13 protein-coding genes are annotated in these 14,563 nt (G+C 38.5%); 8 read left to right on the top strand and 5 right to left on the bottom strand.

What is annotated here, in order from left to right; translation table 11 throughout:
* Positions 1-21 precede the first annotated feature (21 nt).
* Entirely contained in the window at positions 22-1,083 is a 1,062-nt protein-coding gene (locus tag BLP81_RS10170; protein ID WP_093368366.1) for a glycosyltransferase, read from the top strand.
* On the opposite strand, the gene BLP81_RS10165 is transcribed toward BLP81_RS10170, so the two are convergent.
* From BLP81_RS10165 to BLP81_RS10150, 4 genes are all read right to left on the bottom strand, one after another.
* Positions 1,022-2,101: a sensor histidine kinase gene (locus BLP81_RS10165; RefSeq protein ID WP_093368365.1), complete on the bottom strand. Its 1,080-nt coding sequence runs from the start codon at positions 2,099-2,101 to the stop codon at positions 1,022-1,024. The two genes, BLP81_RS10170 and BLP81_RS10165, sit on opposite strands and share 62 nt — an antisense overlap.
* Positions 2,098-2,784, bottom strand: coding sequence for a response regulator transcription factor (locus tag BLP81_RS10160; protein ID WP_093368364.1), 687 nt, complete (start codon positions 2,782-2,784; stop codon positions 2,098-2,100). The genes BLP81_RS10165 and BLP81_RS10160 overlap by 4 nt, the downstream gene beginning before the upstream one ends.
* Before the next feature lie 120 nt (positions 2,785-2,904).
* Positions 2,905-5,742, bottom strand: a complete 2,838-nt coding sequence (locus BLP81_RS10155) for a TonB-dependent receptor (protein ID WP_093368459.1) — start codon at positions 5,740-5,742, stop codon at positions 2,905-2,907.
* Positions 5,743-5,829: 87 nt separating this feature from the next.
* Positions 5,830-8,283: a beta strand repeat-containing protein gene (locus BLP81_RS10150; protein WP_093368363.1), complete on the bottom strand. Its 2,454-nt coding sequence runs from the start codon at positions 8,281-8,283 to the stop codon at positions 5,830-5,832.
* 280 nt (positions 8,284-8,563) lie between these two features.
* Here BLP81_RS10150 and BLP81_RS10145 point away from each other — a divergent pair, with 280 nt between their 5' ends.
* From BLP81_RS10145 to BLP81_RS10115, 7 genes are all read left to right on the top strand, one after another.
* A complete protein-coding gene (locus BLP81_RS10145; protein WP_093368362.1) occupies positions 8,564-9,358 on the top strand; it encodes a T9SS type A sorting domain-containing protein in 795 nt (264 codons plus the stop codon).
* Positions 9,359-9,436: 78 nt separating this feature from the next.
* Entirely contained in the window at positions 9,437-10,414 is a 978-nt protein-coding gene (locus BLP81_RS10140) for a LuxE/PaaK family acyltransferase (protein ID WP_093368361.1), read from the top strand.
* A gap of 137 nt (positions 10,415-10,551) precedes the next feature.
* On the top strand, positions 10,552-11,700 hold the full coding sequence (locus BLP81_RS10135) for an Mrp/NBP35 family ATP-binding protein (protein ID WP_093368360.1): 1,149 nt from the start codon (positions 10,552-10,554) through the stop codon (positions 11,698-11,700).
* Positions 11,700-11,954 carry a NifU family protein gene (locus tag BLP81_RS10130; RefSeq protein WP_176752709.1) on the top strand — a complete coding sequence of 85 codons (255 nt, stop codon included), beginning with the start codon at positions 11,700-11,702 and terminating at the stop codon, positions 11,952-11,954. Before BLP81_RS10135 ends, BLP81_RS10130 begins: the two co-directional genes overlap by 1 nt.
* 35 nt (positions 11,955-11,989) lie before the next feature.
* Positions 11,990-13,051 carry an NAD(P)/FAD-dependent oxidoreductase gene (locus BLP81_RS10125; protein WP_093368358.1) on the top strand — a complete coding sequence of 354 codons (1,062 nt, stop codon included), beginning with the start codon at positions 11,990-11,992 and terminating at the stop codon, positions 13,049-13,051.
* Positions 13,052-13,148: 97 nt separating this feature from the next.
* The gene (locus BLP81_RS10120) at positions 13,149-13,676 is read left to right on the top strand and encodes a hypothetical protein (RefSeq protein WP_143002828.1); all 528 of its coding nucleotides are present in this window, start codon (positions 13,149-13,151) and stop codon (positions 13,674-13,676) included.
* A gap of 166 nt (positions 13,677-13,842) precedes the next feature.
* The gene (locus tag BLP81_RS10115) at positions 13,843-14,172 is read left to right on the top strand and encodes a 2Fe-2S iron-sulfur cluster-binding protein (RefSeq protein WP_093368356.1); all 330 of its coding nucleotides are present in this window, start codon (positions 13,843-13,845) and stop codon (positions 14,170-14,172) included.
* A 92-nt stretch (positions 14,173-14,264) separates the two neighbouring features.
* Here BLP81_RS10115 and BLP81_RS10110 read toward each other — a convergent pair.
* Positions 14,265-14,563: transposase (locus BLP81_RS10110; RefSeq protein WP_143002827.1), on the bottom strand; the 299-nt coding region annotated here is incomplete at its 5' end.

The raw sequence follows: 14,563 nt of genomic DNA, 5'->3' as shown, positions 1-14,563 counted from the left end.
CAATACGCAAAACCTTCTATTATGGCTTTTCCCAGTCACGTTTTAGTTTCTCCTCTCAACTGGGGTCTGGGTCACGCCACAAGATGCATACCTCTTATTAATTATTTTTTACAACAAGGTTCTAAAGTGAGCATAGCTTCGGATGGAAACGCACTCCAGTTGCTGAAAGATGAATTTCCTGATCTTCATTCTTTAGAATTAAATTCCAGCCAGGTCACTTATTCTGCCTCTGGGGTTTTCTTTTATCTGAAATTGATGTTGCAGAGCGGTGGGCTAAAGAAAAGAGCTAAACAAGATGAGCATCTTGTCGATCGCTACATCCAAAAGCACCAAGTAGATTTGCTGGTTTCTGACCATAGATTCGGAGCTTTTTCAGAAAATATAAAGTCGGTGATTATCTCTCATCAACTTCAATTTAAAGCGGGTTTATTTTCCGTTGGATCCTCCTATCTCAATGCTAAATATCACAATCGCTATGACGAAGTCTGGGTTCCAGACACGGACACAAAACCTGACTTAAGCGGGGTTTTAAGTCAATCCCGCTGGGTAAAAGTTCCGGTGAAGAAAATTGGCGTATTGAGCAGATTTTCAAAACTAAATCTTGCTCATGATATCGATTATCTAGCCGTTATTTCCGGTCCTGAACCGCTTCGCGCTCAGTTTGAAGAGAAAATACTTGAGTCTTTTTCAAGGCTCACCTCCAAAACATGTGTGATAGTTCGCGGTGTTTATAATCAGACTGACCTGGAAAACCTACCTCACCTTCGCATTTTTAATCACTTGAAGTCCAAAGAACTCAACCATTTGATTAGCAGAGCAAAGCTCGTTATTTGCAGATCGGGTTATTCTTCGGTTATGGATATGGCTAGTTTGGGGAAAAAAGTCTTCTTTGTCCCTACACCTCATCAAGGTGAACAAGAATATTTGGCTCAGCGATTGGAAAAACAAAAGATAGCTCCCTTTTCATCTCAAAAGAAATTTGAAACAACAGATCTCAAAAACATCAGGTTGTATTCCGGATTTAATTCAGAAGGCTTGCATCGGTTTCCTCTTCCTGGATTTCGTCAGACTTTGGAAGCGTAAAGGAGAATTCGCTGCCAATCCCGTAAACGCTATCCACATAGACCTGCTCATTATGCGCCTCCAGAATGTGTTTAACAATGGAGAGCCCCAGTCCTGAACCACCTTCCCGCCTGGATCCCGTTTTATCCACCCTGAAAAAGCGCTCAAAAAGCCTGGGAATATGTTCCTTTTCTATGCCCTCCCCGTTATCGGTAACACGCAGCATGATTTTTGAATTTTTTACCTCATCAAAACTGATTTCGGAGGTTCCTCCCTTCTTACCGTATTTGATAGAATTCACAATAAGATTGGTGACCACTTGCTGGATTCGCTCCTTATCGCCTTCAACGTAAATGGGGGAATATTTTTTATCGAAACTCAGGCTTATTTCCTTTTTTGCAGATTTCATCTCCAGTAAATCAAAGACGCTTTCTACAAGCTCTACAAGATCAAAGGTTTCTATATAAAGATTGAGATCGCCGGTTTCCAGTTTAGTAATCATGTCCAAATCCTTGACGATATAAATCAATCGATCCACTCCTTTACTGGCTCTGGAAAGATACTTTTTTCTTACTTTTTTATCTTTGATGGCTCCATCCAAAAGCGTAAGAATATAGCCCTGAACGGTGAATAGAGGGGTTTTCAACTCATGAGATACATTACCTATAAATTCCTTCCTGTAGTTTTCTCTAACTTTAAGGGTTTCTATTTCCAGTTTTTTACCCCTCGCAAAGCGCTCCACTTCTTCGGTAAGGGTTTTCATATCGGAGGTAGTTCTCTGGCCACCCAGCGAAGATTTATCGAGAATGGAAACACTATCATAAATGGATTTTACCCGTTTATAAATAAAGTATTCAATTCTTAACTGAATAATGAGAAATGAAAACACAAAACAAATAATGGCAAAAATAAAAATAGAAGCCAAATTGACTTCTAGTTGGATATACTCATATAAAGCAATTAACCCTGTAAGAAAAAGAGTGATATAGGAAGAGGTATTCAGGGCAAACTTATAGGATCTTTTGAATTTTTTACTCATTCATGAACAAACTTATAGCCGACACCTTTCACTGTTTTGAATTTGTCGTCGCCCAATTTTTCTCTTAGTTTTCGAATATGGACATCGATGGTCCTTCCCCCTACAACCACTTCATTTCCCCAAACCGTGTTTAAAATATCATCTCTTTTGAAGACTTTATTAGGTTCTGAAGTGAGTAAAGATAGCAATTCAAATTCTTTTCTGGGCAAAGTCATCTCTGTTCCCTGACTGGTGATTTTATATTCATCACGATTGATGATAATATCCCCAATTTCATAAATATTCTTTTCTGAAGTTCCGGATTTGAAACGCCTTAATAAGGCTTTGACTTTACTCATAAGCACCTTAGGTCTTACGGGTTTAGTGATATAATCGTCTGCCCCGGCATCAAAACCTGCCACCTGAGAATAATCCTCCCCTCTTGCGGTTAAAAAGGTAATGAGGGTGTTTTCCAGACCTTTGGTCTCCCGAATTTGCTCACAGGCTTCAATCCCATCCATTTCCGGCATCATCACGTCCAAAATCACTAACTGAGGTTTCTTCTTCTTTGCCTTTTTGACGGCTTCCACTCCATTTTCAGCAGTGACGACCTTGTAGCCTTCAGCGTTTAAATTGTAGCTTAGAATCTCCAGGATATCCGGATCGTCGTCCACAACAAGTATAGTGATTTCAGATTTTTTCATGAATTATTGATTTTATTCACCACAAATTTAAGGTTTTGAATATTAGCTTAAAGTTAAGAATAAACACAAAAAAAGCTGCTCTTTTCAGAGCAGCTTATGGCTAAATTATATCAAAAACAATTAAAAACTATAGGAGTAACCCAAAGAAACCTGTTGCCCTGGATCTCTTCTTGAGTAAATTCTGGACTCTGCCTGAAACGAATTATAATTCGTTTCAATAACATCATTTAATATATTACTAAATCCAAAATTTACAGTAGACTGCTTTTCCTCTCCAAAAGATTTAGACAATCTAAAACTCATATTGTGAAATGGCTGCGTAAAAGCATCTGGGACATTTCTTATACCAACCACCTCAAGAGTTTCTCCTTGTACGTTGTAAAATAAGCCACCTTGCCAGCCTTTTTCGTCATCATCGTATCTTAAACCAACATTTATGAGATATGGAGATTGCCCTTGAAGATCTCTTTCATCATCTATGGTTTGCCCCTCTCTTGCAGCAAGTTGTCTGGATTCAAATTCTTGCTCAGACATCTGTACAACAGATTCTATTATAGAAACGTTAGCGTTGACGCTGAATTTTCTTAAGTCTTCAGCAATAAATCCAAAATTCTTTCTTATTTCCATTTCAACTCCATAAACGTCTGCGGAATTTACATTTTGAGGCTGCAGGTTATTAGGAGCTTCAGGGAATGCTACAAGTTCGATTGGATCGTTGAATGATTTGTAGAAAGCACTAACAGCAAATAATTGACCGTTATCTCCATAACGCTCATATCTCAAGTCATAATTATTGATATAAGAAGGCTGAATATTGATATTACCTATAAAAGTAATATCGCTTAAAGGATCAAATATTTGAGCAATCGAGGCTTCTTTAAAAGAGGGTCTTGCAGTGGTTTCGTAGTAAGATGCTCTTAAATTGGTTTGATCATTTAAAGCATATATTAAATTTGCAGACGGGAAAAAATCAGCTTCATCTAAAATTTGCTCATCATCTAGGTCGATCGTTCCCTGGTTGTTAACACCAGTATAATTCAATTGGTAATTTTCAAACCTTAAACCCAAAACACTTTTAAGCTTTTCCGAGATTTTAAACTCTTCAGAAACATAAGCAGAAGCAACTGTTGAATAAGACTCAAAGTTATTTGCCGGCTCAAAATTACCCTGAATATAAGTCCCACTATTGGTCTCTGGCACCCAAATATTTTCAGGAAGTAAAAGTCGATCTGCATCACCTTCAATAGGGATTACTGTAGAACCTTTAACTAAAATGTTATAATTATTAATTCTGAAGTCCCTTTCCTTAAACGTGTAGCCAGTACCAAATTTCAGATTGGCTGACCTTCCGAAAAGCTCGTGTTTTTTGGTAAGGTCTAATTTACCTGTTAAGTTTATTTCTTCCAGATCTCTCCACAAACGCTGTGGAGCACCAGCTGTACTCGGACGAATTGAAAACTGATCTTCACCAATAACTTCAAAAGGAGTAACTCTTACGTCTTTGTCGTTTATATTAGAAATACTAGGTGATAGCGCCCATTCTATTTCCCAGGAAGCATCCTCATTGACGTGAGAACCAGAAAGATTGAAATTGGTAATAGATTTCTCTGTATATTCTATGTTGTCTCTTACCACTTCAATATCATCCTGGATAAAGGTGAAGGTTCTAAATTTACCAGCTCTAGAAATTCCATTTTGAAGATGTAAGACATTGAAGCTGTATTTAGATTTTTCTGTTTTATAAGACAGACCGGCTAAACCGCTAATAAGAACGTTATTAATACCAACATCACCGGTTTGAGTTCTGTTTGGAGTCAATTCAGTTTCCGATAGTGAAATAGGTTTAAAAAAGAAGTTTTGTTCTAATTGCTCAAAATATTCTGTAGTATTTCTATAGGAAACATTGGCCAGATATCCAAGTTTGTTATTCTTTTCACCTACCTCATAACTATTTCCCGCTGAGAAGCTCAAATTGAAATTTGCGGGACTTGTGGTTCTGTCTGCAGCTAATTTTTTATCAAAACTATTGGTAATATCAGTTACACTTACACCATCATCATTTAACCCGTTACCTACGGGTGCAGGTATATCTAAAGTTTCAGAAATCGGAAGATCTCTATCCCCGTTATCAATACCTAAAAAGTCTGTAGGAGAAGTGTTTCCCTGTAGGTAATCTGAATTGAAGTGCATATTAAAATTATAAGAGCCACCCGCACTTACGCTATAGGTTTCTCGCGATGGGAAATCTTTGGTCACAATATCGATAACACCTCCGGTAAAATCTGCTGGCATATCTGCAGTTGCTGTTTTGGAAACGATTATATTTTCAATAATACTGGAAGGAATAACATCCATTTGCAGGGTATTTCTATCGGGATCCAGACCTGGAATATCCATACCATTAAGTATAGATTTTGTATACCTATCGCCAAGACCTCTCACAAAAACATATTTACCTCCCTGGACAGATACCCCTGGTATATTTTTAACGGCAGAGGCGACGTTATTGGCACCTGTTCGTCTTATACCTTCTAAGGACATACCATCTGAAACCTTAACAGACTTTCGTTGCAAGTTCAATACTGAAGCTTCTGTATTTCTCCTCGCAGTTGTGGTTACAATAACCTCCTGTAAGTTATCTGCAGCAGACTTTAAGGTGACGTCAAGTCGTGTTGTTTCATTTTCTTTGACAACCACCTCTGTAATTTCTTTGGTTTGATAACCAACAAATGAAAATGAAAGGGTGTACGTTCCAGGCTCCACTGCAATAGAATACAATCCATCAAAATCTGATGTACTCCCTTTATTGGTTCCAACGATTGTGACGTTTGCAAATGGAAGAACATCGTCTAACTCTCCATCTAAAATTTTTCCTTCTATTTTTCCGTTTTGCGCAGAGACTGAAAACAAGCCTATGCTAAAAAACAGAATTGATGTAATCTTAAAAAGTCTGAACATGTTTTGCATATTATAATTTATAACAATATTGCCCGGCTTGTAAAAACCGAGCAATATCTTGTATGTATTTAGAGTCTTTATTCAACACTAGAAACCTAAAGCAGAAGCTGCTTCAGACACCCAAGTCCATCCAAAAACTCCTAAATCCGCACCTACAGTAGCTGCGGCTGTATCGGCAACAACCGAAACAAATCCATTGGCACCTGTAGCATCATCCTGGAAAGATGTAAGTCCTGAAGCATCTGTAAATAAAGTAGAAATATCAGTCACACCTGCTGGAGGTACAATTTCTATGTTAGAAAAGGTAAGATCGCCAGCATTATAATTATCTGCTACCCCTTGATTATTTGCTAATGTAAAATCAGCATCTGTTAAACCTCCAACTAATAAGATATTGGTGTTAGTACCCATTGCACTAGAACGGAATTGAGCATATTCTCTGTTTCCTGAGTTAGCATTAGTATCAGAATCATCTGCAAAAATGGTAACATTTTCTAAAGTGTACATTCCAGTAGCTGAACCTTCAGGTCCATCAATTTCCAAACCGTGGTCTGAAACGTTATTCATCACTACTGCTGCATTGGTAACAGTACCACTGTAAGCCTGATCGATGTCTATAGCATCATCACCGACTCCCCAAACAACGATGTTTGACGCATCGACGGTTCCACCGAAGAATTCAACACCGTCATCTAAGTTAGCGATAACTTCTATGTGGTTAATCACTGTCCCATTTCCAACTCCACCAAGAGTTAACCCATTGATTTCGTTTCCTTCACCAATGTTTGCTCCACCGTGACGGATAGAGATATATTCAATACTGCCTGAACTGTCAGCTGCATCATTACCTCCGTATAAACCATAACCTGAGCCAGCTGGAATTCCTTCGATTAATTCTTCAACAACATCACCTTCAAGAGAGGCAGGCGCATTACCTAAAACAATGATACCACCCCAAAGTCCTCTGTCATCTACTGTTAGATTTGGACTTACAACGTCTCCAGGCATCAATTCGTCTAGAACTGAAGTAAAGATAATTGGCTGCTCAGCTGTACCATTAGCATTTAAAGTGGCATCTCTATCAACAATTAAAGCAGAAGCCTGTGTTTGCTGACCTTCAGCACCTTTAATAACAGTACCAGCTTCAATAGTTAAAGTTGCACCTCCATCTACAACGACTTTACCATCTAAGATATAGATATTGTTGTTTGTCCAAGTTGCGTTGTTTTCAATTGTTCCAGTAACCGTAACTTCCGCTACTTCCTGGTTAGCCCCGGCTCCAAAAGCTCCGGTTTCACTCACCCAAGTCCATCCAAACACACCTAGATTTGCTCCTACAGTAGCTTCAGAAGTATTAACAATAGCATCTACAAAACCACCCTGTCCAACGGCATCATCCTGGAAAGTGGTTTGACCTGAAGCATCTGTAAATAAAGTAGCGATATCAGAAACTCCAGCTGGAGGTACGATTTCTATATTAGAAAAGGTAAGCTCTCCACTGTTATAATTGTCAGCAACACCCTGGTTATCCTGCAATGTGAAATCTGAATCAGGCAAGCCTCCAACTAATAATATGTTGTTGTTATTACCCATGGCGCTGGAGCGGAATTGAGCATATTCTCTGTTTCCAGAGTTTGCATTAGTTTCAGAATCGTCTGAGAAAATAGTTATGTTTTCTAAAGTGTACATTCCTGTAGTCGAACCTTCAGGACCGTCAATTTCTAAACCATGATCAGAAACGTTATTCATCACTACTGCTGCATTGGTAATTGTACCACTGTATGCCTGATCGATGTCTATAGCATCATCACCAACACCCCAAACCACAAGGTTTGAAGCGTTTACAGTACCACCGAAGAACTCAACACCATCGTCTAGGTTAGCGATTACTTCAATATGGTCTATAGTGGTTCCACTTCCAACTCCACCAAGGGTTAGCCCATTGATTTCGTTACCTTCACCAATGTTTGCACCACCGTGACGTATAGAAATGTATCTAATACTACCTGAACTATCCCCAGGATCATTCCCGCCATATAACCCAAATCCTGAGTTAGCTGGAATACCTTCGATTAATTCTTCAGTAGCATCACCTTCAAACGAAGAAGGCGCATTACCTAAAACAATAACACCTCCCCAAAGTCCTCTGTCGTTTACAGTTAAGTTCGGACTTACAGTTTCTCCAGATACGATTTCATCCAAAATCGTAGTAAAGATAATTGGCTCTTGAGCAGTCCCATTTGCATTTAAGGTTGCATCTCTGTCCACAATCAAAGCTGAAGCTTGTGTCTGCTGACCTTCCGAACCTTTTATAACTGTACCTGCGTCAATCGTCAAGGTTGCACCTCCATCAACAACGACTTTCCCGTCTAAGATATAGACATTGTCTTTAGTCCAGGTCTGATCCTCCTCTATAGTTCCCGAGACTATAATGTCTTCTCCAACCGGCACTTCTGGTCCAGCCGGAGCATCATCATCGCTTGAGCATGATGCTAAAATCATTGAAGCAATGACTGCCGCAGATAAAAATAATTTTTTCATTTGATTAAATTTTAATGTTTTTGATGTCGCAAACTTACATGCAGAATGAGGCTTTCATGTTACCTGCAGGTTAACAAAAGATTGCATATAGATTAATAGATAAACATTCTCTTAATCTAAACTTAACCTTGGAGTTTTTTTTATTTTGACAAGCCTCTGTGTAACTAGGAAAAGGACTTTCTGAAGGTTATTAAAAAGTTAAATACCTGAAATACAGAGGCTAAACTTGCATTATTTAAAATCTTTGTTTATTTTTAATTGAACAATCAATAATGAAATTATGAAAAAAATTACTTTTATTCTAAGCTTGTTTGTAACAAGTTTGATGGTTTCACAAACATCTGTATTTATAAATGAAATTCATTATGATAATGCTGGTGCTGATGTTGATGAGGGTATAGAAATAGCTGGACCAGCTGGAACAGATTTAACTGGATGGTCTATTGAAACATACAATGGTTCCAATAGTGAATCCTACGGTAGTAATGCCTTATCAGGTGTTATTCCAGACCAGGATAATGGTTATGGAACATTAAGCTTCCCTATCAGCAGTTTACAAAATGGTTCTCCAGACGGTTTAGCACTAGTTAATGACTCAGGGGTTGTAATTCAATTCCTGAGCTACGAAGGCACAATTACTGCCGTTGACGGACCTGCTGTTGGTTTAACATCAGAAGACATTGGTGTAGAAGAACCAGCCAGTACAACTGTTGGTGAATCGCTACAACTTACAGGAACTGGTACAGAGTACGAAGACTTTGCTTGGATCAATCCCTCATCGGCAAGTTTTGGGCAAGTCAATGCAAATCAAAGTTTTGATGTAGCACTAAGCAATAAAAGTTTTGATGATTCCAAGTTTAATCTTTATCCAAATCCGGTCACAAATGGTATTTTAAATATCAATACCTCAGGAACAAGCGTTCTGGAAGTTAAATTATTCAATATGCTCGGCCAGCAGGTATTTACCTCTAAAGTCGTAAATCCAATTGATGTATCTGACCTAAGCCCTGGAGTCTATTTGGCCAAAATTGATCTTGGATCTTCTTCCTTAACCAAAAAATTAATTATAAAGTAAAAAGAATTAGCCTTTTTTATACTTAAGCACCCGTCAATTGGGGTGCTTTTTTATTATTTTTGGAATTCATAAAAGCATATGAATTTAGGCTTTCCGTTTACTATAAAATCAGAAAAAGAATTTGAAGAAGCTGCTCTGAATTTATTTCAAAAGCAGGTCGAGTCAAATATAGCCTACAAAGAATTTTGCAAACACCTGAATGTTAACAGGCATGAAGTAACATCACTGAAAGCTATTCCATTCTTGCCTATTCAGTTATTTAAAACTCATGAGGTTAAAACCGGTCATTTTACTCCTGAAATAACCTTCTTAAGCAGCGGAACTACTGGCCAGGTCCAAAGTCAGCACCATGTCAAAAACCTCAGCCTTTACGAAGAAAGTTTTACAAAAACCTTTAACTATTTCTATGGTGATATTGAAGAATTTGTGGTTTTAGGCTTACTCCCTTCTTACTTAGAACGCGAAGGTTCATCCCTGATTTATATGGTAGATCACTTCATTAAAAAAAGCAAACACAAAGAAAGCGGATTTTATCTCAATGAGTTGGATCAGCTGGGGAAAACCCTCATCGAACTCGATAAGTCTGGAAAAAAAATAGTGCTGATCGGTGTTTCTTTTGCTTTATTAGACCTGGTTGAGAAAAGATCTTTTAAATTGAAGAATACCATAGTGGTGGAAACCGGGGGTATGAAAGGCCGTCGGAAAGAGATGATTCGCCAGGAACTCCATGACATTCTAAGCAAAGGCTTTGGGGTTGACGACATTCACAGCGAATATGGCATGACTGAGCTTCTCTCTCAGGCGTACTCTAAAGGGCAGAGCAAATTTGAATGTCCGCCTCACATGAAAATCCTCATTCGAGATACAGAAGATCCTTTTCATTATCTCAACCAGGGAAAAACGGGTGGAATTAATGTTATAGACCTAGCCAATGAAAATTCCTGTGCTTTTATAGCCACCCAGGATTTAGGAAAACAAATCAATTCAAAAGAATTTGAAATCCTCGGCAGATTCGATCAAAGCGATATAAGAGGCTGTAATTTACTCGTGCTTTAAAATTAACAGGGGACTTGGTTTTCAACTCGTTAATTTATCCCTAAGAATCTGTCTAAAACAGGTTCAATATTAAGCAAATAGAGGATTAACTCGTATATTTGCATTTAGATTAAATCTTAATTAGAATTAATTAATTTATGAAACTCAATAAAGACGATATAAAGAAGGCTTTAGAAACCATAAGTATTGCTGGTGAAGGCCAAAATATAGTTGAAAGCGGGGCTTTACAGAATATAGTCACCTTTGGAGATGAAGTCATTGTAGACCTTAAACTTTCTACACCTGCACTTCATATCAAAAAGCGTGCAGAAGTAGATGTGATGAAAGCCATTCATGAGCATGTTTATAAAAAAGCAAAAGTTGAAGTAAAAATAACGGTTGAAGCTCCAGAGAAGAAGAAAAATGTCAATGAAATTAAAGGGAAACCTATTCCTGGTATCCAGAACATCATTGCAGTAGCTTCAGGAAAAGGAGGCGTAGGGAAATCTACGGTAACTGCCAATCTTGCAGTAACTTTATCCAAACTTGGGTTTAAAGTGGGTTTACTGGATGCTGATATTTACGGCCCTTCGGGACCAATCATGTTCGATGTAGCCAATGAAAAGCCTCTTTCTATAACGAAAGATGGAAAATCTAAAATGAAGCCTATAGAAAGTTATGGCGTCAAATTGCTTTCCATCGGATTTTTCACCAAGCCAGATCAGGCTGTGATTTGGAGAGGACCCATGGCCGCCAAAGCCCTCAATCAAATGATTTTTGATGCCGACTGGGGAGAGCTCGACTTTTTACTTGTAGACTTGCCTCCTGGAACCGGAGATATTCACTTATCCATTATGCAGTCTATGCCTATCACTGGTGCCTTGATTGTAAGTACTCCTCAAAATGTAGCTTTAGCGGATGCTAAAAAAGCAGTGTCAATGTTTCAGCAGGAAAGCATCAATGTTCCTGTATTAGGTATCTGTGAAAACATGGCTTACTTTACTCCCGAAGAATTACCAGACAACAGGTATTATATTTTTGGAGAGAAGGGTGCAAAATACCTTGCAGACGATTTAGGAGTTCCATTTTTAGGTGAAATTCCATTGGTTCAAAGTTTAAGGGAATCTGGTGATATTGGTCGCCCTGCTGCCTTGCAAGAAGGGACTCCTCTAAGTGAATCTTTTACTGAACTAACAAGAAACACTGTACAACAAGTGGTAAATAGAAATGAAAACTTACCGCCTACTGAAGCTATAAAAATTACAACTATGGCTGGATGTAGTGCCGTAAAAAATAAAAAAATATGATGACTGGTCAAGAATTAAGAAAAAGCATTGAAACCGCTCTTGATGAAATTCGTCCCTTTTTAAAAAGTGACGGCGGAGATATCGAGCTGATTTCAATAGAAGACGATTCACTGGTGAAAGTTCAGCTTATGGGAACTTGCGTGGATTGTACGGTAAACCAGATGACTTTGAAGTCTGGAGTTGAAATGACGATTAAAAAACACGCGCCTCAGATCAAGGAGGTCATCAACATCAAAGCCGATCAACTGGCTTAATTAAAAGAAATAAAAAATTACAAGTAGATTTTGATATGATCAAAACGGATATTCTCATTATAGGAGCTGGACCTACAGGACTTTTTACTGTATTTGAAGCAGGATTATTGAAACTCAAATGTCACATCATAGATGCCTTACCTCAACCAGGCGGGCAGCTTTCAGAATTATATCCCAAAAAGCCTATCTACGATATTCCAGGTTTTCCGGAAGTAAAAGCCGGACAGTTGGTAGATAACCTGATGGAACAGATCAAATCCTTCCAACCTGGATTTACCCTTGGTGAACGCGCAAAGGATATCGAGAGGCAAGACGACGGAAGCTTTATTGTCACTACAGATGAGGGGACCAAACACCACGCTCCTATTGTCGCTATAGCCGGCGGACTGGGCAGTTTCGAACCCAGAAAACCCCCGATTAACAATATTTCAAAATTCGAAAACAAGGGCATTCACTATATGGTGAAAGACCCCGAACAATTCCGGGATAAATCTGTGGTGATTGCAGGCGGAGGAGATTCTGCCCTGGACTGGAGTATTTATCTGGCCGATGTTGCTTCAGAAGTGACTTTGGTACACAGAAGAAATGAATTCAGAGGCGCTTTAGAATCGGTAGACCGGGTCAAAGAGCTCAAAGACATCGGTAAAATTAAATTGATTACTCCCGCTGAAATCGTTGATGTTCACGGTGATGAACACCTGGAATCCGTATCCATCAGAAAGAATAATAATCCCGAAGAAGATTATAGTCTAGAAACCGATTACTTTATACCTTTATTTGGCTTATCTCCAAAACTGGGTCCCATAGCAGACTGGGGGCTGGAAATAGAGAAAAATGCCATCAAAGTCGATAATACCTTAGATTATCAAACCAATATTCCGGGAATTTACGCGATTGGAGATGTGAACACCTATCCGGGTAAATTAAAACTCATTCTCTGTGGGTTTCACGAAGCTACACTGATGTGTCAAAGTGCATTTGCCAAAATTCATCCCAACAAGCGCAATGTATTGAAGTACACCACGGTTGGCGGCGTCACTGGATTTGATGGAACCAAAAAGGAAGCGCCAAAATCTGTGATAAGAAGTATTGATTAAAATGTCACCGTATTGAATTTAGAAATTTTCAGAGTCCATCTTTTTTTTAATCATTTCGGCTTAACTTAAATTTTAATTCTAAAATAAAATGAGAAATATGAACACTCAGGAACAATGCATGGATCAGACAACATCAAAACAAACACCTATGGCCAAATCAGAATTGCTTATAAGAAGTTGGAATCCTTTAAAATCAATAGTTGCAGCAGTCCTTATGTCATCCATTCTGTGGTCCTGCAATACCTCAAACAAAGATGGAAACACTTCCTCTGAAGACATTCAAAGAGAAGTGGAAGACGTTATACAGGTCTCCAAAGCATACACTGCAGAAAAATGGGATAACCTGAGCGACAATATCGAAAAAATGGAAAATGATATTGAAGCCAGCACCAATGACGTCATAGAAAATTACAACAGCCTAAGTGCTGACCTTCAGAACCAGTTTGAAGACGAAAAGCAAGGCATAGCGGATAGAAAAGCTGAACTAAATAAAAAACTTGAGGAGTTTAAAAAGGCCTCGGGAGAAAAAAAGGAAGAGTTGAAGGCCGAAATTATTCAGCTGAAGACAGCTTTAAACCGGAGTATTTCTACATTTGAAAAAGAAATGGAAGAAGAGCAAAAATAGCAGATCACAAACCCGAATTTTTAATTCAACCTGCCTGTTACATCAAGAGTTTGCCGGTAAAACAAGCCTGACTGGCTTTGCTAAAATCCCCTCTTAAATTTTACCATTTAAAGGAAACATGAGCAATCAATTCTTTAGTTTTGCATCACAGATTTTAGGTTAACTTATGGATGTAAAAATCACAATTATAGACAGAGAAGGCACTCCACATCACGTAGATGCACCTACAGATATGGCGATGAATCTGATGGAAGTGATTCGATCTTACGAACTCGCTCCGGAAGGAACAATAGGTATTTGCGGCGGCATGGCCATGTGCGCTTCTTGTCAGTGCTATGTTCAATCAGATACCGAACTTCCAGAAAAAGAAGACGATGAGGAAGCTATGCTCTCGGAAGCGTTTTTTGTCAGGGACAACAGCAGATTAAGCTGTCAAATTCCCATTACTGAGGATCTTGAAGGACTTCAGGTGAAACTGGCTCCAAGCGAGGAGTAAATTTCTCCCTCTAACTCCCAATCCCGATAGATTCTGTGTTAACTAACAAGAGTTTTTCTCTTTTATTTTATTTTTTTTGTTATTCAAGACGGCTATAAGCTAGTCTGTAAAGGGATACTTTCTGCATTTGCATCTAGTGTCCTTTTTTTTTGGTGATCATTGTCAAACTCAGTTTTATTCTTATCTACTATAAATATAAGTTCTAGCATTTTTCTTTGAACAGCTATCAGTGCTTTCATTTTAATCCCGCTTTTGGCAACTATTCTCGCATATAGTTCTCTATGAGATTTATTATACTTAACGGATGACAGAGAAGGTAGATGCAATGATTTTCTAAGATGCCTATTTCCTTTTTTTGATATTCGCGGTTTACCCTTTACAGATGTACCTG

Origin of the sequence: Psychroflexus sediminis, assembly GCF_900099815.1 — a bacterium.
Taxonomy (GTDB): Bacteria; Bacteroidota; Bacteroidia; order Flavobacteriales; family Flavobacteriaceae; genus Psychroflexus; species Psychroflexus sediminis.
Note: the sequence above shows the minus strand (reverse complement) of the source record. Positions and strands in the feature narration are given on the sequence as shown.

What these genes read in the sequence shown, in the direction of transcription:
- BLP81_RS10170 (WP_093368366.1), top strand. Translation starts at nt 22, where the DNA reads ATGGCTTTTCCCAGTCACGTTTTAGTTTCTCCTCTCAACTGGGGTCTG.
- BLP81_RS10165 (WP_093368365.1), bottom strand. Translation starts at nt 2,101, where the DNA reads ATGAGTAAAAAATTCAAAAGATCCTATAAGTTTGCCCTGAATACCTCT.
- BLP81_RS10160 (WP_093368364.1), bottom strand. Translation starts at nt 2,784, where the DNA reads ATGAAAAAATCTGAAATCACTATACTTGTTGTGGACGACGATCCGGAT.
- BLP81_RS10155 (WP_093368459.1), bottom strand. Translation starts at nt 5,742, where the DNA reads ATGTTCAGACTTTTTAAGATTACATCAATTCTGTTTTTTAGCATAGGC.
- BLP81_RS10150 (WP_093368363.1), bottom strand. Translation starts at nt 8,283, where the DNA reads ATGAAAAAATTATTTTTATCTGCGGCAGTCATTGCTTCAATGATTTTA.
- BLP81_RS10145 (WP_093368362.1), top strand. Translation starts at nt 8,564, where the DNA reads ATGAAAAAAATTACTTTTATTCTAAGCTTGTTTGTAACAAGTTTGATG.
- BLP81_RS10140 (WP_093368361.1), top strand. Translation starts at nt 9,437, where the DNA reads ATGAATTTAGGCTTTCCGTTTACTATAAAATCAGAAAAAGAATTTGAA.
- BLP81_RS10135 (WP_093368360.1), top strand. Translation starts at nt 10,552, where the DNA reads ATGAAACTCAATAAAGACGATATAAAGAAGGCTTTAGAAACCATAAGT.
- BLP81_RS10130 (WP_176752709.1), top strand. Translation starts at nt 11,700, where the DNA reads ATGACTGGTCAAGAATTAAGAAAAAGCATTGAAACCGCTCTTGATGAA.
- BLP81_RS10125 (WP_093368358.1), top strand. Translation starts at nt 11,990, where the DNA reads ATGATCAAAACGGATATTCTCATTATAGGAGCTGGACCTACAGGACTT.
- BLP81_RS10120 (WP_143002828.1), top strand. Translation starts at nt 13,149, where the DNA reads ATGAACACTCAGGAACAATGCATGGATCAGACAACATCAAAACAAACA.
- BLP81_RS10115 (WP_093368356.1), top strand. Translation starts at nt 13,843, where the DNA reads ATGGATGTAAAAATCACAATTATAGACAGAGAAGGCACTCCACATCAC.